A 22645-nucleotide genomic window follows, 5' to 3' on the forward strand; every position below is an offset into this window, starting at 1 on the left:
CTGTGCTGGGGGGTGGCGGGCGGGAGGTTTATCGGCGGCATCTGCCCGCGCGGCTGTGGATGGTGCGCTGGGGGCTGCGGGTGCCGGTGGTTGGCACCTTGCTCGGGCAGGCGGCGTTGGCGCGGTTTGCGCGCAGCCTGGCGACTTCTTATACAGCCGGCGTGGCGTTGCTGGATGCGCTGGCAACGGTGGCGCCGGTCAGTGGCAACTGCCTGCATGAGCGGGCGATCCTGGCGTTGCGCCAGGGCGTGGCCAATGGGGCGAGCCTGCAACAGGCGATGGAGGCGGATGGGTTGTTTCCGCCGCTACTGCGCCAGTTGGTGTCGGTCGGCGAAGCCAGCGGCACCCTCGACACCATGCTGGACAAGGCCGCGCTACATTACGAAGAGCAGGTGAGCCAGGCGCTGGAGCAGTTGACCACGCTGCTGGAGCCGGCCATCGTGCTGATCCTCGGGCTGCTGGTGGGGGGCCTTGTCGTGGCGATGTACTTGCCGATCTTCCAGTTGGGTAGCCTGATCTGAACATGAATGCCTGGGCCGTCGTCGTCGATCATCCGCCGTTCTTCTATACCCTGGCCGCGGTGCTGGGGTTGCTGGTGGGCAGTTTTCTCAATGTGCTGGCGTATCGGCTGCCGCTGATGCTCGAGCGCCAGTGGCAGCGCGAGGCGCAGGAGGTGCTGGGGCTGCCGCAGGCCGAGCACGAGCGCTTCGACCTGTGCCTGCCGGCTTCGCGTTGCCCGCATTGCCAGCGCCCGATCCGGGCGTGGGAAAACATTCCGGTGTTGAGTTACCTGGCCTTGCGCGGGCGTTGCTCGGGGTGCAAGGCGCGGATCAGTGCGCATTATCCACTGGTGGAGCTGGCCACCGCCCTGTTGTCGCTGCTGGTGGCCTGGCATTTCGGGCCGGGCGTGGAGGCGCTGGCGGTGATGCTGTTGACCTGGGGCCTGATCGGCTTGAGCCTGATCGATGCCGAGCACCAGTTACTGCCGGATGTGCTGGTGCTGCCGCTGTTGTGGCTGGGGCTGGTGGTCAACGCCTTCGGGTTGCTGGTGCCGCTGGCCGATGCGGTGTGGGGCGCGGTGGCGGGTTACCTGAGCCTGTGGACGGTGTACTGGGTGTTCAAGCTGGTGACCGGCAAGGAGGGCATGGGCTTTGGCGACTTCAAGCTGCTGGCCATGCTCGGGGCCTGGGGCGGTTGGCAGATTTTGCCGCTGACCTTGATGCTAGCCTCGCTGGTCGGAGCGCTGATCGGGCTGACGCTGGTGCGTTTGAAGCGCACGCAAACGGGCGCTGCGTTGCCTTTCGGGCCTTATCTGGCTATTGCGGGGTGGATCGCATTGCTCTGGGGTGATGAAATAGTCGCTTCTTACCTGCAACTGCTTGGAACCTGATGAGCACAGCGCCTTTCACCCCCTGGATTCTCGGCCTGACCGGCGGCATAGGCAGCGGCAAGAGCGCCGCCGCCGAGCGTTTCGTCGAGCTGGGCGTGCACCTGGTCGATGCCGACCAGGCCGCGCGCTGGGTTGTCGAGCCGGGGCGCCCTGCCCTGGCCAGCATCGTCGAACGCTTCGGCCCAGGCGTATTGCTGGAGGACGGCCAGCTCGACCGTAGCGCCTTGCGCCAGCAGATCTTCGCGGATCCTGCGCAACGGCAATGGCTGGAGCAGCTGCTGCACCCGTTGATCGGCCAGGAGATCTTCAGCTACCTGGCCAAGGCCGAGACGCCCTATGCGGTGTATGTGTCGCCGCTGTTGATCGAGTCGGGGCAGTTCAGCAAGACCCAGCGCATCTTGGTGATCGATGCGCCGACCGAGTTGCAGGTGCAGCGCACCTTGCAGCGGGACAACACCCATCCTGAGCAGGTGCAGGCGATTCTCAAGGCCCAGTTGGCCCGGGAAGAGCGCCTGCGCCATGCCGATGACGTGGTGGTCAACGATCGTGACCTGCAATCGCTGCACGACGAGATCGACCGCCTGCACCACTTTTACCTGACTTTGCGAGGAGGCCAGCCATGAGCCAGCCGATGACCGTTGATTGCCCGACCTGTGGGGCGCCTGTGGAATGGGGGGAGAAGAGCCCGTTCCGGCCGTTCTGCTCGGACCGCTGCAAGCTGATCGACCTGGGGGCCTGGGCGGCCGAGGAGCATAAGATCGCGGGGGCCGAAGAGTCCGAGGATGAGCTTTATTCGGGCGATCTGGAGCCGCGGCATTGAGGTAGGCGTTTATAGAACGCTGATAGGTTCGACGTTGTTGGGGCCGCTTTGCGGCCCTTTCGCGACACAAGGCCGCTCCTACAAGTTATCGCATTCCCCTGTGAGCGGCCTTGTGTCGCGAAAGGGCTGCAGAGCAGCCCCAGAAAGCATCACCGCTCTTCATCCTTCCACGGCGCCTGCAAATAACGAGTGCGGTTGAACGTCTCCAGCCACTCGGGGCAGAACACCACCAAGGCACTGATCACCGTGCCATTGATGAACGCCTCGGGGAACATCATCAACCACAGGTAACCAACAAAGTCGCTGAGCCACTCGGGCATGGCGAACCGCTCGTCCATCCACAACACCCCCAGCCCGGCCGCCAGGCATACCAGCACGGTCAGCGCAGCGGGGAAAAAACCGCAACAGAAGATATACACAAACAGGTTACGCGGCTGGGCACGCTCGACCAGGATCGCGCACACCTCGGTGACCAGCACCGGCAAGCCAACGATCAGCAGGCCGTTGACGCCGATGGCGGCAAGGTCCTGGCGGCCGAGCAGCAACAGGCCAAGCTGGGCGAGGAAGCCGCCGAGCACCGCCAGCGGCCAATCCAGCAGCAGGGTCACGGCGGTCATGCCGATGAAGTGGTACGACACGCCGGTATCGAAATCACGCCGCACCAGCCACAGCACGAACAGGCAGAACACCGTGCCGAACAGCAGGTGCTGGCGGCGGGTATCGGTAAACAGCTCCACCCAGCGCGTGCGGCTGGCGGCCCAGACCAGCAGGGGCACGTAACCGAGCCAGCCAAGGGTGAGGCTGGTGCTGGACAAGACCTGTGCGCTGATCACCTGAACAATATCCCTGTCGGCCATGTGGACAAGCCTGAGTCTACACCCATTCTCCCTTTCGTCCGGTTGCTATAGGCTGACACCTTCTTTCGCTGCAGGACGCATCCCCGATGACCGAAGGCATCAACCTGCCCTTGCTGCTGGGCGCGCTGTTCAGCGCCATCGCGGGGGTACTGCACCTGATGGTCATCGCCGTGGGGCCGCGCTGGTACCGTCTGTTCGGCGCGGGCGAGCGTATGGCCCGGGCCGCCGAACAAGGGCGCGCCTACCCTGCCCTGGTCACCGTGGCGATCGCGACGGTGCTGCTGATCTGGGCCGCCTACGCGCTGTCGGCAGCTGGCGTGATCGCGCCCTTGCCGTTGCTGATGCCGATCATCTGCCTCATTACCCTGGTGTACCTGGCGCGCGGCCTGCTGGGGCCGCTCTTGCTGGCCGGCACCGGGCGCAGCCGGCGTTTCATCGCGGTCAGTTCGGCGATCTGCCTGGGCGGCGGGTTGCTGCATTTGCTCGGCGTGTTCCAGCAATGGCTGGTGCTGGGCTGATTCCCACGCACAAACAGCATCTTACCGTCATCAATTAGCGACTAAGCTTGTCCCCATGGATGACTCAGACTACCTGCGCCTGCTTACCATCCAGGCCGAACAAGCCAATGCGTTCCTGTCCAATGCCCGCAAATGGGAGCGCGAGCGTTGGGTCTGCCAGCGCCTGCTGCAAGGGCTGAACATTCCCTACCGCAGCGAGGACTTCACCCCGGCCGGGCAGGAGCCGCCGGATGTGCTGTTCCGCGACGCGGCATTCGAGGTGTTCTTCGTGCTCGACGAGGGCCGCCGGCTCAACGACGAGTGGCGCGAGGAGCTGCAACGGCGGCGCAGCGCGTTTTCCCTGGCCCAGCTGGTGCGCCGCGAGCAGCGGCCCCGAAGGATCAGCGCCCAGGAACTGCTGGCGCGCCTGGCGCCAACGCTGCGCAAGAAATCGCACAACTACCGCGAACGCGGGCTGGACCTGGGCGAGCTGGACATCATCGCCTTCGCCAGCCTCAAGCGCGAAGTGCTCGACCTCAACAGCCATTTCCCGCCGCCCACCGAGTACCTGCGCCAGGGTTGGCGCTCGCTGTCGCTGGTGGGGCCGACCTTCGCCCGGGTGCTGTTCGCCCATCCGGACGCGCCGGATTTCCTGCGCGGCAACCTGGGGCGCAGCATCGTGTTCGACGTAGGCATCAGTCTTTGATCCAGTGCCGGGTGTCTTTGCGTTCACGTACACTCGGCGCCAGGGATAGAAAGCATTATCATTCGATCCATGCGTTTGCGTGAACGCTGTGGCGTACACGCAGTCACAAACGTCTATCTGACGAGGCCCACCATGACCAGCCGCCTGAATCCCGAAGATCAGCGTCGCGTCGATGAGTATCTGAGTGCCCCCCAGCATCAAGTCGAGCGCCGGCCTTTCCGGCCATGGCTGCTCCTGCTGCTGGTGGTGGCCGTGACCATCGGTCTGGGCCTGTTGAGCCGCCTGCTGAGTGGACTGGTGCTATGAGCTGCCTTGCGCTCGCCCGCCCCTCGTGCCGGATGCGGCCGGACCTTGTGTCCACGAATTCCGTAAAACTTGTGAGATATCCCCATGACTCATCGCATCGTGATTGTCGGCGGCGGCGCCGGCGGCCTGGAACTGGCGACCCGCCTGGGTAAAAGCCTGGGCAAGCGCAAACAGGCCGAGATCACCCTGGTTGATGCCAACCTGACGCACATCTGGAAGCCCCTGCTGCACGAAGTGGCGGCCGGCTCGCTGAACTCCTCGGAAGACGAACTGAACTACGTGGCTCAGGCCAAGTGGAATCACTTCAACTTCCAGATGGGCCGCATGAGCGGCCTGGACCGTGAGAGCAAGCAGATCCAGCTGGCCGCGACCCTCGACGACGAGGGCCGTGAGCTGCTGCCTGCGCGCACCCTCGGCTACGACACTCTGGTGATCGCCGTGGGCAGCAACACCAACGACTTCGGCACCCTGGGCGCGGCGCAGCACTGCCTGTTCCTCGACAGCCGCAAGCAGGCCGAGCGCTTCCACCAGCAGCTGCTCAACCACTACCTGCGCGCCCACGCGGGCGATGTGGCCAGCGAGCAGATCAGCGTGGCCATCGTCGGCGCCGGCGCCACCGGTGTTGAGCTGGCGGCCGAGCTGCACAACGCGGCCCATGAGCTGGCAGCCTACGGCCTGGACAAGATCCAGCCCAAAGACATGCACATCACTATCATCGAAGCGGGCCCACGGGTGCTGCCGGCGCTGCCGGAGCGCATCAGCGTGCCGGTGCACAAGACCCTGGAAAAACTCGGGGTCACGGTGATGACCAACGCCGCGGTCAGCGAAGTGACCGCCGAAGGCCTGAAGACCGCCTCGGGCGAAGTGATCCAGGCCAGCTTGAAGGTCTGGGCGGCTGGCATTCGCGCGCCGGGCTTCCTCAAGGACATCGATGGCCTGGAGACCAACCGCATCAACCAGCTGGTGGTGCGCCCGACCTTGCAGACTACCCTGGACGACAACATCTTCGCCTTCGGCGACTGCGCCGCCTGCCCGCAACCGGGCAGCGACCGCAATGTGCCGCCAAGGGCCCAGGCCGCGCACCAGCAGGCCTCGCTGCTGGCCAAGAGCCTCAAGCTGCGCCTGGAGAACAAGGCGCTGCCGACCTACGAGTACAAGGACTACGGCTCGCTGGTGTCACTGTCGCGCTTCTCGGCTGTGGGTAACTTGATGGGCAACCTGATGGGCAGCGTGAAGCTGGAAGGCTGGCTGGCGCGGATGTTCTATGTGTCGCTGTATCGTATGCACCAGATGGCGCTGTACGGGACCTTCCGCACCTTGATGCTGATGCTGGGCAACAAGATTGGCCGGGGCACCGAGCCGCGTCTGAAGCTGCACTGAGGCTTCAAGATACTGGGGCTGCAGTGCAGCCCCAGCGATTCAACGCACCACGCGATACGTGCTCTGCACAAACCCGCTCTCGTAGCTGGTCGTCCTCATGTGCTGCAACAGCACATCCTTCGCCAACCCGCCGAACAACGGTATCCCCTGCCCCAGCAGCACGGGAATGCGGGTGATGGTCAGCTCGTCCACCAACCCCTCGCGCAAGAACCCCTGGATCAGCTTGCCGCCATCCAGGTACAGGCTTTTCGCGCCCGTGGCCTGCAGGTGCTCGAGCAACGCCGGGATCGGCCCCGGGTGCAGCTCGACGCGCTCTGGCACACCTCTGGGCAGCGCCTCGAGGGTACTGCTGACCACCACCACCCGGGTATCCGGATACGGCCACTCGCCAAAGGTCATGACCTTGTCGAAAGTGCCGCGCCCCATCACCAGCGTATCGACGCCCGCCATGAACCCGGCATAACCATGGTCGTCAGCGGACTGGGTAGCGCCCATCAGCCAGTCGAGGCCGCCGTCTTCACGGGCGATATAGCCGTCCAGGCTGGTGGCGATGAAAACACTGGCTTTGAGTGGCATGCGCGGGCGCTCCTGCGGGCAAAGGCCACAGGGTAGCAAAGGGCGGGGAGATAAATCGCGGACAAAAGAAAAAGGGCATCTCATTCGAGATGCCCTTTTTACATGGTGGGTCGTGTAGGATTCGAACCTACGACCAATTGGTTAAAAGCCAACTGCTCTACCAACTGAGCTAACGACCCGGAAAATGGTCGGGGTGAGGGGATTCGAACTCCTGACATCCTGCTCCCAAAGCAGGCGCGCTACCGGACTGCGCTACACCCCGAGATTGGCTCCGCGACCTGGACTCGAACCAGGGACCCAATGATTAACAGTCATTTGCTCTACCGACTGAGCTATCGCGGAACTGAACTTCGGTACATCTTTACTGCTTCGAAGTCTGTGTTAGCTTCGAACTCTTTAGCTGCTTCGCTTTCGCGTTGTCGCTGCTGAGTCCGGCTATTCTACATTCTTCGTTTTGCTTGTCAACCACTTTTTTTCGTTCAACTTACTGATTTGTAAGTTGTTTTGCGATCTCCGATGTTGCTGGTGATTCGCTCAGTGCCTGACAGCGGGGCGAATATTAGGGGCACTCTGATTTTTGTGCAAGCACTTTTTTCAAAATTTTCAGCAAGTTAGGTAGGAAGCCGGAAAATCAGGGGTTTGCGGCGCCTGCACTGGCCTTATCGCGGGGCAAGCCCGCTATGGCGTCGGGAAAGCCAACATAAAAAAGCCCCGCTTTCGCGGGGCTCTTCAACTACTGCCGTGATCAGGCGAAGACGATTTCCTCGCCCTGCACCTTCGCGGTGATCGCCGCACCCGGCAGGAACTCGCCAGACAGGATCAACTGCGCCAGCGGGTTCTCGATCCAGCGCTGGATCGCACGCTTGAGCGGCCGTGCGCCATACACTGGGTCGTAACCGACGGCGATCAGCTTGTCCAACGCCTCCGGGCTCAGGCTCAGCGACAGCTCGCGCTCGGCCAGGCGGCCACGCAGGCGGCCGAGCTGGATCTCGGTGATACCGGCGATCTGCTCGCGGCCCAGCGGCTCGAACACCACCACCTCGTCGATGCGGTTGATGAACTCCGGACGGAAGTGCGAACCCACCGCGTCCATCACCGCCGCGCGCTGCGCTTCGCGATCACCGGCCAGTTCCTGGATCTGCGCCGAGCCCAGGTTGGAGGTCATCACGATCACCGTGTTGCGGAAGTCCACGGTGCGGCCATGGCTGTCGGTCAGGCGGCCGTCTTCCAGCACCTGCAGCAACACGTTGAACACATCCGGGTGGGCCTTCTCCACCTCGTCGAGCAGCACCACCGAGTACGGCTTGCGACGCACGGCCTCGGTCAGGTAGCCGCCCTCTTCATAACCCACGTAGCCTGGCGGTGCGCCGATCAGGCGAGCCACCGAGTGTTTCTCCATGAACTCGGACATGTCGATGCGCACCATGGCCTCTTCGGTGTCGAACAGGAACTCAGCCAGCGCCTTGCACAGTTCGGTCTTGCCCACGCCGGTAGGCCCGAGGAACAAGAACGAGCCGCTGGGGCGGTTCGGATCGGACAGCCCGGCGCGGGAACGGCGCACGGCGTTGGCCACGGCGGTCACCGCCTCGTCCTGGCCGATCACCCGCTCATGCAGCAGGCTTTCCATCTTCAGCAGCTTCTCGCGCTCGCCTTCGAGCATCTTGGCCACCGGGATGCCGGTCCACTTGGACACCACTTCGGCGATTTCTTCCTCGGTCACCTTGTTGCGCAGCAGCTGGTTGTCGGTCTTGCCGTGCTGGTCGACCATCTGCAGGCTGCGCTCCAGGTCCGGGATCACCCCGTACTGCAGCTCGGCCATGCGGCTGAGGTCGCCCTTGCGGCGCGCGGCTTCCAGTTCCTGGCGCGACTGCTCGATCTTCTGCTGGATCTGCGCCGAGCCCTGCACCTCGGCTTTTTCCGAGGCCCAGATCTCTTCGAGGTCGGCGTACTCGCGCTCCAGGCGGTCGATTTCCTCGGTCAGCTTCTCCAGGCGTTTCTTCGCCGCTTCGTCCTCTTCTTTCTTCAGCGCCTGGGATTCCACCTTCAGTTGGATCAAGCGACGGTCGAGGCGGTCGAGCACTTCCGGCTTGGAGTCGATCTCCATGCGGATGCGGCTGGCCGCTTCGTCGATCAGGTCGATGGCCTTGTCCGGCAGCTGGCGGTCGGTGATGTAGCGGTGGCTGAGCTTGGCCGCGGCGATGATCGCGCCGTCGGTGATGGCCACCTTGTGGTGCACTTCATAGCGTTCCTTCAGGCCGCGCAGGATGGCGATGGTGTCTTCCTCGCTCGGCTCCTCGACCAGCACCTTCTGGAAACGGCGCTCGAGGGCGGCGTCCTTCTCGATGAACTGGCGGTACTCGTTGAGCGTGGTGGCACCGACGCAATGCAGCTCGCCACGGGCCAGGGCCGGCTTGAGCATGTTGCCGGCATCCATGGCGCCTTCGCCTTTACCGGCGCCGACCATGGTGTGCAGTTCGTCGATGAACAGGATGATCTGGCCTTCCTGCTTGCTCAGTTCGTTGAGCAGGCCTTTGAGGCGCTCTTCGAACTCGCCGCGGTACTTGGCGCCAGCAATCAGCGCGCCCATGTCCAGGGCCAGCAGGCGCTTGCCTTTCAGGCCATCGGGCACCTCGCCGTTGATGATGCGCTGGGCCAGGCCCTCGGCGATGGCGGTCTTGCCCACGCCGGGTTCGCCGATCAGCACCGGGTTGTTCTTGGTGCGGCGTTGCAGCACCTGGATGGTGCGGCGGATCTCGTCGTCACGGCCGATCACCGGGTCCAGCTTGCCCTCTTCGGCGCGCTTGGTGAGGTCAACGGTGTACTTGTCCAGGGCCTGGCGCGATTCCTCGGCATTGGCGTCGTTCACCGCCGCGCCGCCGCGCAGGTTGTTGATGGCGTTCTCCAGGGCCTTCTTGCTCACGCCCTGGCCGAGCAGCAGCTTGCCGACCTTGCTGTTCTCGTCCATGGCGGCGAGCAGCACCAGCTCGCTGGAGATGAACTGGTCACCCTTCTGCTGGGCCAGGCGGTCGGCCTGGTTGAGCAGGCGTGCCAGGTCCTGGGACATGTTCACATCGCCCGTGGGATTCTGGATTTTCGGCAGTTGGTCGAGCTCCTTGGTCAACGCCTTGCGCAGGCTGTTGATGTCAAAGCCGACCTGCATCAGCAGCGGCTTGATCGAGCCGCCCTGCTGGTCGATCAGCGCCTGCATCAGGTGCAGGGGCTCGATGGCCGGGTGGTCCATGCCCACGGCCAGGGATTGGGAGTCGGATAATGCCAGTTGCAGCTTGCTGGTCAGTCGGTCTATTCGCATGGGGGATACCTTCCTTTAAAGGGCAGGCGGAGCGATGGACAGCACCTGTAATGAAGAACCTGCCTGAGATGACCAATACATAAGGGTGATTCTGGAAGATTCAAGCGTAGCGGGGTTGACAGAGGTCAGCACCAGTGACGTCAGGCAACATGGGAGCGTAAGGTCAGCGCGGCTGCAACCAGACCAACGAAGCAAAGCGCCCACCCTGCGGGGTGCGGCGATAAGAGAAGAAACGCGAGTCGCTGACCGTGCAGAACCCGCCACCATAAACGGCGGTAACGCCACGCGCCGCCAGGCGGATCCGCGCCAGCTGGTAGATATCGGCCATCAGCTTGCCCGCACGCTCGCCCTCGACAAACGCCTCAGCCGCCTCGGGATGCACGGCAGTGAAGGCATCGCGCACTTCCAGCCCTACCTCGAACGCCTGCGGCCCGATGGCGGGCCCCAGCCACACCAATACCTCTTCAGGCGCCAGCGCCAGGCGGTCAAGGGTGGCCTCCAGCACGCCACCGGCCAGCCCGCGCCAGCCGGCATGGGCGGCCGCGACACGGGTACCGGCGCGGTCGCAGAACAGTGCAGGCAGGCAATCGGCAGTCATCACAGTGCAAGCGATGCCCGGCTGGTCGGTCCAGCTGGCATCGGCTTCGGCAACCACGGCGGGGTTGGCGTCGGCCACCACCAGCCCATGCACCTGCTTGAGCCAGGCGGGCTGGATGGCGAATTCGTCACTCAGGCGACGACGGTTCTCGGCGACCGCCTGCGGGTCATCGCCCACGTGGTCACCGAGATTGAAGGAGGCGTAGGGCGGCAGGCTGACGCCGCCCTCGCGGGTGGTGACACAGGCGCGAACCGAGGCCGGGGCCGGCCAGTCGGGAAGGATCAGCGACTGCGCCAGGCCACTCATCCGATGAAGCTCTCGCGGTCCTGGTCAAGCAGCGACAGCAGCCACTGGAAGTCGTCCGGCAACTCCGACTTCCATTCCATGCGCTCACCCGTGGTCGGGTGGTCCAGCGCCAGGAAACGCGCGTGCAGGGCCTGACGCGGGAAGTGCTTGACCGCCTCGACCATGGCCACGCTGGCGGCCGGCGGGATGCGGAAGCGTGCACCGTAGGTCTGGTCGCCGACCAGCGGATAGCCGACGTGGGCCATGTGCACACGGATCTGGTGGGTGCGGCCGGTTTCCAGCTTGACCCGCACATGGGTGTGCGAACGGAAGCGCTTGAGCACGCGGTAGTGGCTGACGGCCGGCTTGCCACCCTCGGTCACCGCCATGCGCTGGCGCTCGCCGCCGTGACGGCCGATCGGCGCGTCGATCTTGCCGCCGGCGATCACCACGCCGACCACGATGCACTCGTAGATACGGCTGACCGAACGTTTTTGCAGCTGGTCGACGAGGTTGGTCTGCGCCTGCAGGGTCTTGGCCACCACCATCAGGCCGGTGGTGTCCTTGTCCAGGCGGTGCACGATGCCGGCGCGCGGCACGTTGACGATGTCCGGGACATGGTGCAGCAGGGCGTTGAGCAAGGTACCGTCGGGGTGACCGGCCGCCGGGTGGACCACCAGCCCGGCCGGCTTGTTGATCACCAGGATCTGGTCGTCCTCGTAGACGATGTCCAGCTCGATGTCCTGAGCCACCCATTCGCCCTGGGCCTCCTGCTCGGCTTCGAGGGCCAGGATGGAGCCGGTGTGGACGGTGTCGCGCGGTCGCAGCACCGCGCCATCGACGGTCAGGCGGCCATCCTTGATCCACGAGGACAGGCGCGAACGCGAGTACTCGGCGAACAATTGGGCGGCGACCTGGTCGAGGCGTTGGCCGCCCAGTTCGGACGGGACCTCTGCGCTAAGTTGAATGATCTCGGACATGCTCGAATCGACGGGCGTTCAGCCTTTGGTTTCGGCTGCGCGCTTGTGGTTAAATACGGCTTCTTTTGCCCCGGGGTTTGGCCGGGGGCGCTCATCATAACAGGACGGCACCGCCCAAGACAGCGGCCGTCAAAGGGACGCAAGCCGCCATGCAAGTGAAACACCTGCTGCTGATCGCCATCCTCGGGCTCACCGCTGCCTGTTCCTCGAACAAGGAAGTCATTGACGAGAACCTCAGCGAGGCCGAGCTGTACCAGCAGGCGCAGGCCGACCTGGACAACTCCAGCTACACCAGCGCCGTGAACAAGCTCAAGGCCCTGGAATCGCGCTACCCGTTCGGCCGCTACGCCGACCAGGCCCAGCTCGAGCTGATCTACGCCAACTACAAGAACTCCGAGCCCGAGGCCGCAAAATCCGCCGCCGAGCGCTTCATCCGCCTGCACCCGCAGCACCCGAACGTCGACTACGCCTACTACCTCAAGGGCCTGACCTCGTTCGACCAGGACCGTGGCCTGCTGGCGCGCTTCCTGCCGCTGGACATGACCAAGCGTGACCCGGGCGCCGCCCGCGACTCGTACAACGAGTTCGCCCAGCTGACCAGCCGCTTCCCCAACAGCCGCTACGCCCCGGATGCCAAGCAGCGCATGATCTACCTGCGCAACCTGCTGGCCTCCTACGAAATCCACGTGGCCAACTACTACCTGAGCCGCGAGGCCTATGTCGCCGCCGCCAACCGTGGCCGCTATGTGGTGGAGAACTTCCAGGAAACCCCGTCGGTGGGTGATGGCCTGGCAGTGATGGTCGAGTCGTACCAGCGCATGCACCTGGACGAACTGGCGGCCACCAGCCTCGAGACTCTCAAGCTCAACTACCCGGACCACCCGAGCCTGGTCGATGGCCAGTTCGTCACCAAGGTGGACGAAAACGGCAACCGCTCGTGGCTGTCCAAGGCCACCCTGGGCCTGATCGACACCCAGGCGCCGCTGCCACCGGGCGAGACCCGCGCCAACCAGGACGTGGTCAAGCAGTTCCAGGATGCTCGCTCGGAAATGCCCGAAGAGCTGCTGCCCAAGGACGAGAACGGCGACCCGATCCTGCCGGAAGGTCCGAAGGAAGCCGAGAAGGACCGTTCCTGGTTCAGCTACATGACCTTCGGTCTGTTCGACTGATACCACGCACACAAAGAAAGGGAGGCCCGAGGCCTCCCTTTTTTCATGCCTGCGTCCTAGACTGTCGGCTTCTTTTCTCGACAAGCTGGACACCATGGTTCGCCTACTCTTCTGGATCGCCCTGATCGCCGCCGCGTTCTGGCTGTGGCGCAAGTTCAAGACCAGTCAGCAATCACCTGCCGAGCCGCGCCTGCAGGATCCGCTGAAGATGGTGCGCTGCGCCCATTGCGGCGTTCACCTGCCCAATGACCGGGCGTTATCGCGGGGCCAGGAGTGGTATTGCAGCCAGCAGCATCTGGAGCAAGGGCCAGGCCAGCAACGCTGACAGCCTGCGCGCCCTCTGTAGGAGCGGCCTTGTGTCGCGAAAGGGCCGCAAGGCGGCCCCAACGATCTTTGCGTCAACGCTGAAATCCTGGGGCCGCTACGCAGCCCTTTCGCGACACAAGGCCGCTCCTACAGTGACGATGCGCTCAGCCCAACCGCCCCCCAGGCGCATACGGCGCCGGATCGATGATCGGCTCGCGCCCCAGCAGCAAATCACCGAACAGCTGGCACGACGCCGGCGCCAGCACCAGCCCATTGCGGTAATGCCCGCAGTTCAGCCATAGCCCCTCATGCCCCGGCACCGCGCCGATGTACGGGATGCCTTCCGGCGACCCTGGGCGCAGGCCAGCCCAATGCCCCACCACCTCGGCATCCGCCAGCGCCGGCAGCAACTCCACCGCCGAGGCCTTCAGGCTCGCCAACGCATCACCGGTCGGGGTCTTGTCATAGCCGGCATGCTCCAGGGTACTGCCCACCAGGACATGCCCGTCGCGGCGCGGGATCGCATAGCGCCCCTTGGCCAGGACCATGCTCGGCAAGAAGTCCTCGGCGCACTTGAACAGGATCATCTGCCCCTTCACCGGCTCCACCGGCAGCGTCAGCCCGAGGGTCTGCAGCAGGTCACCGCTCCAGGCTCCGGCGCTGAGCACCACATCGTCGGCGGCGATCACACCGTCCTCGGTCTGCACACCGGTAACGCGGCCACCTTCATGGACGAAACCGCTGATCTGGCAATGCTCGCGCAGGGTCACGTTCGCCAGCGCCTGCAGCGCGGCCTTCAGCGACTTCACCAACCGCGGGTTGCGCACGTTGGCCACGCCCGCCATGTAGATGGCATGGCGGTAACCCGGACCAAGCACCGGCACGGCGTCATAGGCCGCCGAGATATCCACCGCACTGAGCGGGCGATGCTCGCGAGCGGCCCAGGCCAGGGCCTCGGCTTCGTCTTCCAGATCCAGCCAGTACAGGCCGGTGGTGTGCACCTCGGGGTCGACCCCGGTGCTGGCGAACAGACGCTCGCCCAACTGTGGATAAAAATCCTGCGACCAGTGCGCCAGGGCGGTCACCGCCGGGCTGTAGCGCCACGGGTACAGCGGCGAGACGATCCCGCCACCGGCCCAGGACGACTCCCGACCCACCTCGCCCTGGTCGCACACCACCACCTGATCGACATCCGCCGCCAGGTTGAACGCGGTCAGCAGGCCGATGACACCGCCGCCGACAATCACTACTTGCTTGCTCATGGTTCGATCCAACACCTGAAGTAATTCCACGGTGCCTGGGCACCTCATGATCTTCAGCTTCCCCAGCACGCCTGGTCGCCCGCGCCCGTGTTATCGCGCACGCCCGCCTGATCGAGCAGGAAGTCGCCGCAGCGGTCATCCGCCATGAAGGCTTCGGGTGTGCGGCTGGCGCGCAAGCTGAAACGGTCAGTGTCGCGCCAGGCCTGCAGGCGGTAGTAGCGCGTGCCCGCGGGCAACACGGTGCTCAGTTGCTCGTTGTCGGCATAACCGCCCACGCGTGCGCGGTGCTGCTCCAGGCGCAATGCCGCGTCCTGCAGCAGGCCGACCGCTTCGCTTCGTGCGGCGCGGCGCAACTGGTCGCTGTAGCTGGGGTAGGCAATGGCTGCCAGCATGCCGATCAGCGCCACGACAATCAATAATTCGATCAGGCCAAGGCCGCGCTGCATCTCAGCCCTCCCCCAGGCGCTGGCGCCAGCTGATCCGTTTCACCGCGCCGTCACCGTCGATGGCATAGACCGCCTCCAGCAGTTGCCGCCCGCGGGCTTGAAGGCCCACCGCCGTCACCCGGACCAGCGTCAGCCTGCCCCCGACGGGCTGACCCGCGACACGCAGGCTGTCTCCCAGGGTTTGCAGGTAAACGAAGCCACTGCGGGTCGCCAGCCAGGGTGGAGAAGGCTGCGTATCAGGTGGACTGGGTGGCGGACAGGCCTGGCATCGGGGCGGGATGCCGCCTGCAAGCAGTTCTGCGCCCTCGATCAAGGCCGCCTCCGCCTGCTCGAAGGCTCGCGCGCCGGCCAACTGATCGCCTGCCTGAAGTTGCTGCAAAAGCGCCTCGCGCAGGGCCAAGGTTGCCAGCAGGCCGAACAGCAGGCTCAGGCTCAACGCCAGCAACAGGACGATACCGCGCTGGCCCGTCACGACCCGGCTCCCGGGTTGCGCAAGGCCACGCTCAGTGAATGGTGCTGTTCAAGCCCGTGCTGCCGGTCATGCAAGGTCAGGCGGATATCCAGCCGCTCGCCCGCTCCCGCCTCGACACGGCTGACCTCCAGCGCCCGCACCTGGTCGATGAGGCTGGCATGCTGCGCATTGCTGGTGAGCATCAGGCTGCCGTTGCGCACCCGGTAGGTTACCCGACGCACCGGCAGGGCCAGCAACTCGCCGTCCCCGACGTGCTGCCCGGGCTGCACCCGCGCCCAACTGCGGCAGTCGCTGAGCACGGTCCAGTCCGGGCTGCCGAGCAACCCGGGCAACTCGGCGCCAACCAGGGTCAGGCTGTCGCCCGTGACCTCAATGGGCGACGCGAAGGCCTGGGCCGCGCCAGGATCGGCGAAGTCCTCGGCCTCAAGACGCAGGCAACCGAACATCCCCGCCTGGCGGATATCCTCGGCCATTCGCTGCAAGGCCAGGCGCGCGTCATCCTGCAGGCGCGCCGCCGCGCCCTGCAGTCGCCAGGCCTGATACGCCGAGACGAACACCTGGCCAGCTGCCACCAGCAGCATCAGGCCCAGTGCCAGGGCCAGCAGTGCCTCGACCAGGCCCAGCCCCGTCTGCCGACGCCTCATGGCAGCACCCTGCCCTGCACGCTCAGCGACTGCCGCCCCTCGCCCATGCCCGGCCAATCGACGTCCAGCACCAGCACGCCCCCGGCCAGGTTCATGCGCCCCTGCGCCGCACCACCGAGCACCTGGGTCAGACGCAACTGCCAGGCCGCTTCCTCGCCCGCCTCGATAGCCTCCGCTGCCCTCACGCGCTCCAACATGCCCTGGGCCAGTTGTAACGCCTGCCCTTCCCGCCGCGCCCCCTCGACCGCCTGCAGCCCGCGCAACTGCAAGGCCGCCGATGCAAACAGCCCCAGTGTCAGCACCGTGACGGCCAGCAGCACCTCCAGCAGCGTCATGCCCCTTTCCCTCACGTCCATTGCCCCTCCTGGGATCTTTCCTCGCCCACAACACGAACCGGCCGACTGGCGCCCTTGCCAGGCACCCTGGAAGCTACAGAGAAGCACTTCCAGGGAGGAATGCAGCGTGGGGCAACAAGGCGTAACACTGATACAAATGATGTTCGCACTAGGCGTGCTGAGCCTTCTGACACACCAGGGCATATCGGCCTACAGCAAGTTCAGCGATGAGCTTTACGTCGGTGCCGTGGCCAGGGAGCTGGCGCAGACCCTGCGCGGCGCCCGCAACCAGGCAGCGCTGAGACACCAGGCCGTGCTGGTCAGGCCACTGGAGGACGATTGGGGCAAAGGCTGGCGGGTGGTGCTGGAACAGGATGGCGAACGGTTACAGGAACATCGCCTGCACAGGCCGCTGAAGATTGCCACGACCTCGTACCGGGTCGTGAGGTTCAGCGCCCGGGGGGCGCCGCTGGGGGTGGGCTTCGTCGGCACCACGCTGGACATCTGCCCGCGCACCACCCTCGACAGCCGTCATCAGGTGGTGCTCAGCCCCAGTGGCCGGGTCAGCCTGCGCAGCGACGAGGGCCGCCGCTGTGCACCGGACTGACTCAGATCGAGCGAACCCGCAGCTCCTTGGGCATGGAGAAGGTGATGTTCTCCTCGCGCCCGTCGAGCTCTTCGGCGCCGGTCGCGCCCCAGGCCTTGAGCTGGTCGATCACGCCACGCACCAGCACCTCGGGCGCCGAGGCCCCGGCGGTGATGCCGATGCGCTCGGCCCCGTCGAACCAGCTGCGTTGCAGGTCCTCGGCGCCGTCGATCAGGTAGGCCGGTGTGCTCATGCGCTCGGCCAGCTCGCGCAGGCGGTTGGAGTTGGAGCTGTTGGGGCTGCCGACCACCAATACCACGTCGCACTCGTCGGCCAGTTGCTTGACGGCATCCTGGCGGTTCTGGGTGGCGTAGCAGATGTCGTCCTTGCGCGGGCCGCCGATGTTCGGGAAGCGTTCGCGCAGGGCGTCGATCACCCGGCTGGTGTCATCCATCGACAGGGTAGTCTGGGTGACGAAGGCCAGGTGATCAGGGTTGCGCACCTGCAACCTGGCGACATCGTCCTCGTCCTCGACGAGGTAGATGGCACCGCCGTTGCTGGCGTCGTACTGGCCCATGGTGCCTTCGACTTCCGGGTGCCCCTCGTGGCCGATGAGAATGGTCTCACGGCCATCGCGGCTGTACTTGGCAACCTCGATATGCACCTTGGTCACCAGCGGGCAGGTGGCGTCGAACACCTTCAGGCCACGGCCGGCGGCTTCCTGGCGCACGGCCTGGGAAACGCCGTGGGCACTGAAGATGACGATGACGTCGTCCGGCACCTGGTCCAGCTCTTCGACGAAGATCGCGCCACGGTTGCGCAGGTCCTCGACCACGAACTTGTTGTGCACCACTTCGTGGCGCACGTAGATCGGCGGACCGAAGACTTCCAGGGCGCGGTTGACGATCTCGATCGCCCGGTCGACCCCCGCGCAGAAGCCGCGCGGGTTGGCGAGTTTGATTTGCATGCTCGGCTCCAGGCTCACACGGCCTTCACGTCGAGGATCTGCACCTCGAAGCTCAGGGTCTTGCCAGCCAGTGGATGGTTGAAATCGATGGTCACCTGGTTGTCGTCGAACGCCTTGACCACGCCTGGAAGCTCGGTGTTGGCGGCGTCGTTGAAGATCACCAGCAGCCCTTCGGACAGCTCCATGCCTTCGAACTGCGAGCGCGGCATCACCTGCACGTTCTGCGGGTTGTGCTGGCCGAAGGCGTTCTCAGGGGCGATGGTCAGCTTGCGCTGGTCACCGGCCTTGAAGCCGAACAGGGCCGTCTCGAAGCCCGGCAGCAGGTTGCCGTCGCCGACCTTGAACACGGCCGGGGCCTTGTCGAAGGTGCTGTCGACGGTGTCGCCGTTTTCCAGGTGCAGCGCGAAGTGCAGGGTGACTTCGGTGTTCTGGCCAATGCGGGTCTCAGTCATGGACGGCTTCCTCGGACTTCTTGCTCTTGAACATGTCCAGCGCCAGCATCACCGCGCCCACGGTGATCGCGCTGTCGGCCAGGTTGAAGGCCGGGAAGTAGTAGCGGTTCTGCCAGTGCACCAGGATGAAGTCGACCACATGGCCCAGCACGACGCGGTCGTACAGGTTACCCAGCGCGCCGCCCAGCACCAGGGCCAGGGCCACGGCCAGCCAGGTCTCGTTGCGCCCCAGGCGCTTGAGCCAGACCACCAGCACGGCACTGACCACCACGGCAATCAGCGCGAACAGCCAGCGCTGCCAGCCGGAGCTGTCGGCCAGGAAGCTGAACGCGGCGCCGGTGTTGTAGGCCAGGGTCCAGCTGAAGTAGTCGGGAATGACCACGATCTGCTGGTACATGGTCAGCGCGTTGTCGAAGTACAGCTTAGTGGCCTGGTCAAGGACCAGGACCACCAGGCTCAGCCAGAGCCAGGCAAGGCGCCCGAAGCGCCCTGCAGGAGCATTAGGCATAGTGGCGCACCTCACCCGAACCGCTCAGGTTGTCGACGCAACGGGCGCAGATCTCCGGATGCTCCGGGTGGCTGCCCACATCGGCGCGGAAGTGCCAGCAACGGCCGCACTTGGCATGGCCGGACTTGACCACTTTCAGCTTGAGTCCTTCGACTTCGGTTGTCACGGCATCGGCCGGCGCCTGGACGAACGGCACCACGCTGGCGGCCGAGGTGATCAGCACGAAGCGCAGCTCGTCGCCGAGCTTGCTCAGGTCGGCGGTCAGGCCCTCTTCGGCGAACAGGGTGACTTCGGCCTGCAGGTTGCCGCCGATGACCTTGGCGGTACGCTGGTTTTCCAGCTCCTTGTTGACCGCGGCTTTAACGGCCATCACGCGATCCCAGTAGGCACGGTCCAGCTCGGCGTCGGCCGGCAGCTCGGCCAGGCCCTGGTACCAGGTGTTGAGCATCACCGACTCGTTGCGCTCGCCCGGCAGGTACTGCCAGATCTCGTCGGCGGTGAACGCCAGGATCGGCGCAATCCAGCGCACCAGCGCCTCGCTGATGTGGTACAGCGCGGTCTGGCACGAGCGGCGGGCAACACTGTTGGCGCCGGTGGTGTACTGGCGGTCCTTGATGATGTCGAGGTAGAAGCCGCCCAGCTCCTGCACGCAGAAGTTGTGGATCTTGGAGTAGACGTTCCAGAAGCGGTACTCGCTGTAGTGCTCTTCCAGCTCGCGCTGCAGCAGCAGGGTGCGGTCGACCGCCCAACGGTCCAGGGCCAGCATGTCTTCGGCCGGCAGCAGGTCACGGGCCGGGTCGAAGCCGGACAGGTTGGAAAGCAGGAAGCGCGCGGTGTTGCGGATGCGGCGATAGGCATCGGCGCTGCGCTGCAGGATCTGCTCGGAAACCGCCATCTCGCCGGAGTAGTCGGTGGCCGAGACCCACAGGCGCAGGATGTCGGCACCCAGGGTGTCGTTGACCTTCTGCGGCTCGATGGTGTTGCCCAGCGACTTGGACATCTTGCGGCCGTTCTCGTCCACGGTGAAGCCGTGGGTCAGCAGCTCGCGGTACGGCGCGTGGCCGTCGATGGCGCAACCGGTGAGCAACGAGGAGTGGAACCAGCCACGGTGCTGGTCGGAGCCTTCCAGGTACAGGTCGGCGCGCGGGCCGGTGGCGTGGCCGATGTCGTGGGAGCCGCGCAGCACGTGCCAGTGGGTGGTGCCAGAGTCGAACCACACATCGAGGGTGTCGGTGATCTTGTCGTACTGGCCGGCCTCGTCACCGAGCAGCTCGGCAGCGTCCAGCTTGAACCAGGCCTCGATGCCTTCCTGCTCGACGCGCTTGGCGACTTCTTCCATCAGCTCGACGGTGCGCGGGTGCAGCTCGCCGGTCTGCTTGTCGAGGAAGAACGGGATCGGCACGCCCCAGTTGCGCTGACGCGAGATGCACCAGTCCGGGCGGTTGGCGATCATCGAGTGCAGGCGCGCCTGGCCCCAGGCCGGGACGAACTTGGTCTCTTCGATGGCCTTGAGCGCGCGCTCGCGCAGCGGCTCGCCAGTGCTCGGCTGCTTGTCCATGCCGACGAACCACTGCGCGGTGGCGCGGTAGATCAGCGGGGTCTTGTGGCGCCAGCAGTGCATGTAGCTGTGGCTGATGGTCTCGGTGTGCATCAGCGCACCGACTTCACTGAGCTTTTCAACGATGGCCGGGTTGGCCTTCCAGATGAACTGGCCGCCGAAGAACGGCAGCGACTCGACATACACGCCGTTGCTCTGCACCGGGGTGAGGATGTCGTCGTTGACCATGCCATAGCGCTTGCAGGTGACGAAGTCGTCTTCACCGTAGGCTGGCGAGGAGTGCACCACGCCGGTACCGGCGCCCAGCTCGACGTAGTCGGCCAGGTAGATCGGCGACAGGCGGTCGTAGAACGGGTGGCGGAAGTTGATCAGTTCCAGGGCCGAGCCTGGAGCGGTGGCGATGATCGAGCCTTCCAGGTTGTAGCGCTTGAGGCACGACTCGACCAGCTCTTCGGCCAGCACCAGCAGGCGCTCGCCGGTATCGACCAGGGCGTACTTGAAGTCCGGGTGGATGTTCAGCGCCTGGTTGGCCGGGATGGTCCACGGGGTGGTGGTCCAGATCACGATGGCGGCGGGCTTGGCCAGCGCGCCCAGGCCAAAGGCGGCGGCCAGCTTGTCGGCATCGGCCACCGGGAAGGCGACGTCGATGGTCTGGGATTTCTTGTCGGCGTACTCGACCTCGGCTTCAGCCAGGGCGGAGCCGCAATCGAAGCACCAGTTCACAGGCTTGAGGCCCTTGAACACGAAGCCCTGCTTGACCATCTCGGCCAGGGCGCGGATCTCACCGGCCTCGTTGGCGAAGTTCATGGTCTTGTACGGGTTGTCCCAGTCGCCCAGCACGCCCAGGCGGATGAACTCGGTCTTCTGCCCTTCGATCTGCTCGGCGGCATACTCGCGGCACAGTTCGCGGGTACGGTCGGCAGTCAGGTGCTTGCCGTGGGTGACCTCGACCTTGTGCTCGATCGGCAGGCCGTGGCAGTCCCAGCCCGGCACATACGGCGCGTCGAAACCGGACAGGGTCTTGGAGCGGACAATCATGTCCTTGAGAATCTTGTTCAGCGCATGACCGATGTGGATCTTGCCGTTGGCATAGGGCGGGCCGTCGTGCAGGACGAACTTCGGACGATCCTTGCCAATCTCGCGCAGCTTACCGTACAGGCCAATACTGTCCCAGCGCTGCAGGATCTGCGGTTCGCGCTGAGGCAGGCCGGCCTTCATGGGGAAGGCGGTGTCCGGAAGGTTAAGCGTGGCTTTGTAGTCGGTCATTTCAGGCTCTTCGTTAGCGGTTGAGCGTGCCAGTGGGCACGTGCGGCGGCGATGTCCGCGTCGATCGCCGACTTCAGCGCCTCCAGGGAGGCGAAACGCTGCTCTTCACGCAGCTTGTGGTGGAATTCCACCGTCAGGCGCCGGCCATACAGGTCGCCGGCGTAGTCCAGGAGATGAATCTCCAGGTGAGGACGCCCGTCACCGGCGACGGTGGGGCGCACTCCGATATTGCCGACACCCGGCCAGGCCTTGCCGTCGATTTCGATGCTGGCCAGGTAGACCCCGGACAACGGCACGCGACGGCGCTTGAGCTGGATGTTGGCGGTGGGGGTGCCGAGCTGGCGGGCCAGCTTCTGGCCATGCAGCACGCGCCCGGTGATGCGGTACGGACGGCCCAGCAGGTGCTCGGCCAGCTCGAAGTCGCCTTCGGCCAGGGCCTTGCGCACTTCGGTGCTGCTGACCCGCAGGCCGTCCTGGATCACGGTGTTGGCCGCCTCGACGGTGAAGCCGTGGCGTTTGCCGGCCTCGGTGAGGAAGGCGAAGTCGCCGGCGCGGTCGCAGCCGAAGCGGAAGTCGTCACCCACTTCGAGATGGCGCACGCCCAGGCCATCGACCAGCACCGCCTTGACGAACTGCTCGGCGCTGAGCTGGCTCAGGCGCTGGTTGAACGACAGGCACAGGACCCGGTCGATGCCCTCGCCGGCCAGCAGCTCGACCTTGTCGCGCAGACGGGCCAGGCGCGCCGGAGCGCTCTGCGGGGCGAAGTACTCGCGCGGCTGCGGCTCGAAGATCACCACGCAGGTGGGCAGGCCCAGCGCCTGGCCGCGTTCGCGCAGGCGTGCGAGGATCGCCTGGTGGCCGCGGTGGACCCCGTCGAAGTTGCCAATGGTGGCGACACAGCCCCGGTGCTCGGGGCGCAGGTTGTGAAGACCTCGAACCAGCTGCATAACGCGCTTCTTGCTCATAAAG

25 protein-coding genes, 3 tRNA genes and 1 pseudogene are annotated in these 22645 nt (G+C 65.2%); 11 read left to right on the plus strand and 18 right to left on the minus strand.

Translation table 11 applies throughout. The annotated features are described in order from the left end of the window. The 4 genes from CC207_RS00005 to yacG all read left to right on the plus strand — a co-directional run. Positions 1-521, plus strand: a 521-nt coding sequence (locus CC207_RS00005; protein ID WP_178080940.1) for a type II secretion system F family protein, incomplete at its 5' end; no start/stop codon positions are given. 2 nt (positions 522-523) lie between these two features. Beyond that, positions 524-1390, plus strand: a complete 867-nt coding sequence (locus CC207_RS00010; protein WP_088851378.1) for an A24 family peptidase — start codon at positions 524-526, stop codon at positions 1388-1390. Continuing rightward, entirely contained in the window at positions 1390-2013 is a 624-nt protein-coding gene (gene coaE / locus CC207_RS00015; RefSeq protein WP_088851379.1) for a dephospho-CoA kinase, read from the plus strand. The genes CC207_RS00010 and coaE overlap by 1 nt, the downstream gene beginning before the upstream one ends. Beyond that, entirely contained in the window at positions 2010-2210 is a 201-nt protein-coding gene (gene yacG / locus CC207_RS00020; protein ID WP_011535705.1) for a DNA gyrase inhibitor YacG, read from the plus strand. The genes coaE and yacG overlap by 4 nt, the downstream gene beginning before the upstream one ends. 149 nt (positions 2211-2359) lie before the next feature. Here yacG and CC207_RS00025 read toward each other — a convergent pair whose 3' ends face one another. Continuing rightward, the gene (locus CC207_RS00025; protein ID WP_088851380.1) at positions 2360-3067 is read right to left on the minus strand and encodes an energy-coupling factor ABC transporter permease; all 708 of its coding nucleotides are present in this window, start codon (positions 3065-3067) and stop codon (positions 2360-2362) included. An 86-nt stretch (positions 3068-3153) separates the two neighbouring features. On the opposite strand from CC207_RS00025, the gene CC207_RS00030 reads away from it, so the two are divergent. From CC207_RS00030 to CC207_RS00045, 4 genes are all read left to right on the plus strand, one after another. Next, positions 3154-3585, plus strand: a complete 432-nt coding sequence (locus CC207_RS00030; protein WP_028689888.1) for a hypothetical protein — start codon at positions 3154-3156, stop codon at positions 3583-3585. 55 nt (positions 3586-3640) lie between these two features. Continuing rightward, entirely contained in the window at positions 3641-4270 is a 630-nt protein-coding gene (locus CC207_RS00035; RefSeq protein WP_028689889.1) for a DUF1780 domain-containing protein, read from the plus strand. Between the two features lie 132 nt (positions 4271-4402). Next, a complete protein-coding gene (locus CC207_RS00040) occupies positions 4403-4576 on the plus strand; it encodes a DUF3094 family protein (protein ID WP_023631877.1) in 174 nt (57 codons plus the stop codon). 84 nt (positions 4577-4660) lie between these two features. Continuing rightward, positions 4661-5956, plus strand: a complete 1296-nt coding sequence (locus tag CC207_RS00045) for an NAD(P)/FAD-dependent oxidoreductase (RefSeq protein ID WP_088851381.1) — start codon at positions 4661-4663, stop codon at positions 5954-5956. A 39-nt stretch (positions 5957-5995) separates the two neighbouring features. On the opposite strand, the gene CC207_RS00050 is transcribed toward CC207_RS00045, so the two are convergent. The 7 genes from CC207_RS00050 to rluD all read right to left on the minus strand — a co-directional run bounded on the left by CC207_RS00050 (position 5996) and on the right by rluD (position 11705). Beyond that, positions 5996-6532 (minus strand): dihydrofolate reductase family protein, encoded by a 537-nt coding sequence (locus CC207_RS00050; RefSeq protein ID WP_088851382.1) that lies wholly within the window; start codon positions 6530-6532, stop codon positions 5996-5998. A 103-nt stretch (positions 6533-6635) separates the two neighbouring features. Continuing rightward, positions 6636-6711: transfer RNA gene (locus CC207_RS00055), tRNA-Lys, on the minus strand. A gap of 6 nt (positions 6712-6717) precedes the next feature. Further along, positions 6718-6794 (minus strand) — tRNA-Pro (locus CC207_RS00060). A 4-nt stretch (positions 6795-6798) separates the two neighbouring features. Continuing rightward, a tRNA-Asn gene (locus tag CC207_RS00065) sits at positions 6799-6874 on the minus strand. A 403-nt stretch (positions 6875-7277) separates the two neighbouring features. Next, positions 7278-9842, minus strand: coding sequence for an ATP-dependent chaperone ClpB (gene clpB / locus CC207_RS00070; RefSeq protein ID WP_069016171.1), 2565 nt, complete (start codon positions 9840-9842; stop codon positions 7278-7280). 163 nt (positions 9843-10005) lie between these two features. Beyond that, positions 10006-10746: a peptidoglycan editing factor PgeF gene (pgeF, locus tag CC207_RS00075; RefSeq protein WP_028689893.1), complete on the minus strand. Its 741-nt coding sequence runs from the start codon at positions 10744-10746 to the stop codon at positions 10006-10008. Further along, entirely contained in the window at positions 10743-11705 is a 963-nt protein-coding gene (gene rluD / locus CC207_RS00080) for a 23S rRNA pseudouridine(1911/1915/1917) synthase RluD (RefSeq protein ID WP_028689894.1), read from the minus strand. The genes pgeF and rluD overlap by 4 nt, the downstream gene beginning before the upstream one ends. A 149-nt stretch (positions 11706-11854) precedes the next feature. On the opposite strand from rluD, the gene CC207_RS00085 reads away from it, so the two are divergent. Together CC207_RS00085 and CC207_RS00090 are read left to right on the plus strand one after the other, a co-directional pair. Next, positions 11855-12874, plus strand: coding sequence for an outer membrane protein assembly factor BamD (locus CC207_RS00085; protein WP_028689895.1), 1020 nt, complete (start codon positions 11855-11857; stop codon positions 12872-12874). A gap of 94 nt (positions 12875-12968) precedes the next feature. Beyond that, a complete protein-coding gene (locus tag CC207_RS00090) occupies positions 12969-13199 on the plus strand; it encodes a PP0621 family protein (RefSeq protein WP_028689896.1) in 231 nt (76 codons plus the stop codon). A gap of 145 nt (positions 13200-13344) precedes the next feature. Here CC207_RS00090 and thiO read toward each other — a convergent pair whose 3' ends face one another. The 5 genes and pseudogenes from thiO to CC207_RS27300 all read right to left on the minus strand — a co-directional run. Next, a complete protein-coding gene (gene thiO, locus CC207_RS00095; protein ID WP_088851383.1) occupies positions 13345-14442 on the minus strand; it encodes a glycine oxidase ThiO in 1098 nt (365 codons plus the stop codon). A gap of 53 nt (positions 14443-14495) precedes the next feature. Then, a complete protein-coding gene (locus tag CC207_RS00100) occupies positions 14496-14888 on the minus strand; it encodes a type IV pilin protein (RefSeq protein WP_028689898.1) in 393 nt (130 codons plus the stop codon). A gap of 1 nt (position 14889) precedes the next feature. After that, complete coding sequence (locus CC207_RS00105) at positions 14890-15360, minus strand: hypothetical protein (protein WP_088851384.1); 471 nt, start codon at positions 15358-15360, stop codon at positions 14890-14892. Continuing rightward, the gene (locus tag CC207_RS00110) at positions 15357-16004 is read right to left on the minus strand and encodes a PilW family protein (RefSeq protein WP_088851385.1); all 648 of its coding nucleotides are present in this window, start codon (positions 16002-16004) and stop codon (positions 15357-15359) included. Before CC207_RS00110 ends, CC207_RS00105 begins: the two co-directional genes overlap by 4 nt. Before the next feature lie 179 nt (positions 16005-16183). Then, positions 16184-16360: pseudogene (locus tag CC207_RS27300) on the minus strand (prepilin-type N-terminal cleavage/methylation domain-containing protein); the annotation flags it as partial. 136 nt (positions 16361-16496) lie between these two features. Between CC207_RS27300 and CC207_RS00120 the strand changes: the two are divergent. Further along, on the plus strand, positions 16497-16946 hold the full coding sequence (locus CC207_RS00120; RefSeq protein WP_088851386.1) for a GspH/FimT family protein: 450 nt from the start codon (positions 16497-16499) through the stop codon (positions 16944-16946). Between the two features lies 1 nt (position 16947). Here the strand turns inward: CC207_RS00120 and ispH are convergent, their stop codons facing one another. From ispH to ribF, 5 genes are read right to left on the minus strand one after another with little or no spacing between them, the layout of a single operon-like run. Next, entirely contained in the window at positions 16948-17892 is a 945-nt protein-coding gene (gene ispH, locus CC207_RS00125; protein ID WP_028689902.1) for a 4-hydroxy-3-methylbut-2-enyl diphosphate reductase, read from the minus strand. A gap of 14 nt (positions 17893-17906) precedes the next feature. After that, complete coding sequence (fkpB, locus tag CC207_RS00130; protein ID WP_028689903.1) at positions 17907-18344, minus strand: FKBP-type peptidyl-prolyl cis-trans isomerase; 438 nt, start codon at positions 18342-18344, stop codon at positions 17907-17909. After that, a complete protein-coding gene (gene lspA / locus CC207_RS00135) occupies positions 18337-18852 on the minus strand; it encodes a signal peptidase II (RefSeq protein ID WP_028689904.1) in 516 nt (171 codons plus the stop codon). Before lspA ends, fkpB begins: the two co-directional genes overlap by 8 nt. Next, entirely contained in the window at positions 18845-21676 is a 2832-nt protein-coding gene (gene ileS, locus CC207_RS00140; RefSeq protein ID WP_062363903.1) for an isoleucine--tRNA ligase, read from the minus strand. The genes lspA and ileS overlap by 8 nt, the downstream gene beginning before the upstream one ends. Then, complete coding sequence (ribF, locus tag CC207_RS00145) at positions 21673-22623, minus strand: bifunctional riboflavin kinase/FAD synthetase (RefSeq protein ID WP_028689906.1); 951 nt, start codon at positions 22621-22623, stop codon at positions 21673-21675. Before ribF ends, ileS begins: the two co-directional genes overlap by 4 nt. Between the last annotated feature and the right edge of the window lie 22 nt (positions 22624-22645).

This window comes from Pseudomonas sp. DrBHI1, assembly GCF_002205115.1.
Lineage (GTDB): Bacteria > Pseudomonadota > Gammaproteobacteria > Pseudomonadales > Pseudomonadaceae > Aquipseudomonas > Aquipseudomonas mosselii.

What these genes read in the sequence shown, in the direction of transcription:
- CC207_RS00010 (WP_088851378.1), top strand. Translation starts at nt 524, where the DNA reads ATGAATGCCTGGGCCGTCGTCGTCGATCATCCGCCGTTCTTCTATACC.
- coaE (WP_088851379.1), top strand. Translation starts at nt 1,390, where the DNA reads ATGAGCACAGCGCCTTTCACCCCCTGGATTCTCGGCCTGACCGGCGGC.
- yacG (WP_011535705.1), top strand. Translation starts at nt 2,010, where the DNA reads ATGAGCCAGCCGATGACCGTTGATTGCCCGACCTGTGGGGCGCCTGTG.
- CC207_RS00025 (WP_088851380.1), bottom strand. Translation starts at nt 3,067, where the DNA reads ATGGCCGACAGGGATATTGTTCAGGTGATCAGCGCACAGGTCTTGTCC.
- CC207_RS00030 (WP_028689888.1), top strand. Translation starts at nt 3,154, where the DNA reads ATGACCGAAGGCATCAACCTGCCCTTGCTGCTGGGCGCGCTGTTCAGC.
- CC207_RS00035 (WP_028689889.1), top strand. Translation starts at nt 3,641, where the DNA reads ATGGATGACTCAGACTACCTGCGCCTGCTTACCATCCAGGCCGAACAA.
- CC207_RS00040 (WP_023631877.1), top strand. Translation starts at nt 4,403, where the DNA reads ATGACCAGCCGCCTGAATCCCGAAGATCAGCGTCGCGTCGATGAGTAT.
- CC207_RS00045 (WP_088851381.1), top strand. Translation starts at nt 4,661, where the DNA reads ATGACTCATCGCATCGTGATTGTCGGCGGCGGCGCCGGCGGCCTGGAA.
- CC207_RS00050 (WP_088851382.1), bottom strand. Translation starts at nt 6,532, where the DNA reads ATGCCACTCAAAGCCAGTGTTTTCATCGCCACCAGCCTGGACGGCTAT.
- clpB (WP_069016171.1), bottom strand. Translation starts at nt 9,842, where the DNA reads ATGCGAATAGACCGACTGACCAGCAAGCTGCAACTGGCATTATCCGAC.
- pgeF (WP_028689893.1), bottom strand. Translation starts at nt 10,746, where the DNA reads ATGAGTGGCCTGGCGCAGTCGCTGATCCTTCCCGACTGGCCGGCCCCG.
- rluD (WP_028689894.1), bottom strand. Translation starts at nt 11,705, where the DNA reads ATGTCCGAGATCATTCAACTTAGCGCAGAGGTCCCGTCCGAACTGGGC.
- CC207_RS00085 (WP_028689895.1), top strand. Translation starts at nt 11,855, where the DNA reads ATGCAAGTGAAACACCTGCTGCTGATCGCCATCCTCGGGCTCACCGCT.
- CC207_RS00090 (WP_028689896.1), top strand. Translation starts at nt 12,969, where the DNA reads ATGGTTCGCCTACTCTTCTGGATCGCCCTGATCGCCGCCGCGTTCTGG.
- thiO (WP_088851383.1), bottom strand. Translation starts at nt 14,442, where the DNA reads ATGAGCAAGCAAGTAGTGATTGTCGGCGGCGGTGTCATCGGCCTGCTG.
- CC207_RS00100 (WP_028689898.1), bottom strand. Translation starts at nt 14,888, where the DNA reads ATGCAGCGCGGCCTTGGCCTGATCGAATTATTGATTGTCGTGGCGCTG.
- CC207_RS00110 (WP_088851385.1), bottom strand. Translation starts at nt 16,004, where the DNA reads ATGAGGCGTCGGCAGACGGGGCTGGGCCTGGTCGAGGCACTGCTGGCC.
- CC207_RS00120 (WP_088851386.1), top strand. Translation starts at nt 16,497, where the DNA reads ATGATGTTCGCACTAGGCGTGCTGAGCCTTCTGACACACCAGGGCATA.
- ispH (WP_028689902.1), bottom strand. Translation starts at nt 17,892, where the DNA reads ATGCAAATCAAACTCGCCAACCCGCGCGGCTTCTGCGCGGGGGTCGAC.
- fkpB (WP_028689903.1), bottom strand. Translation starts at nt 18,344, where the DNA reads ATGACTGAGACCCGCATTGGCCAGAACACCGAAGTCACCCTGCACTTC.
- lspA (WP_028689904.1), bottom strand. Translation starts at nt 18,852, where the DNA reads ATGCCTAATGCTCCTGCAGGGCGCTTCGGGCGCCTTGCCTGGCTCTGG.
- ileS (WP_062363903.1), bottom strand. Translation starts at nt 21,676, where the DNA reads ATGACCGACTACAAAGCCACGCTTAACCTTCCGGACACCGCCTTCCCC.
- ribF (WP_028689906.1), bottom strand. Translation starts at nt 22,623, where the DNA reads ATGCAGCTGGTTCGAGGTCTTCACAACCTGCGCCCCGAGCACCGGGGC.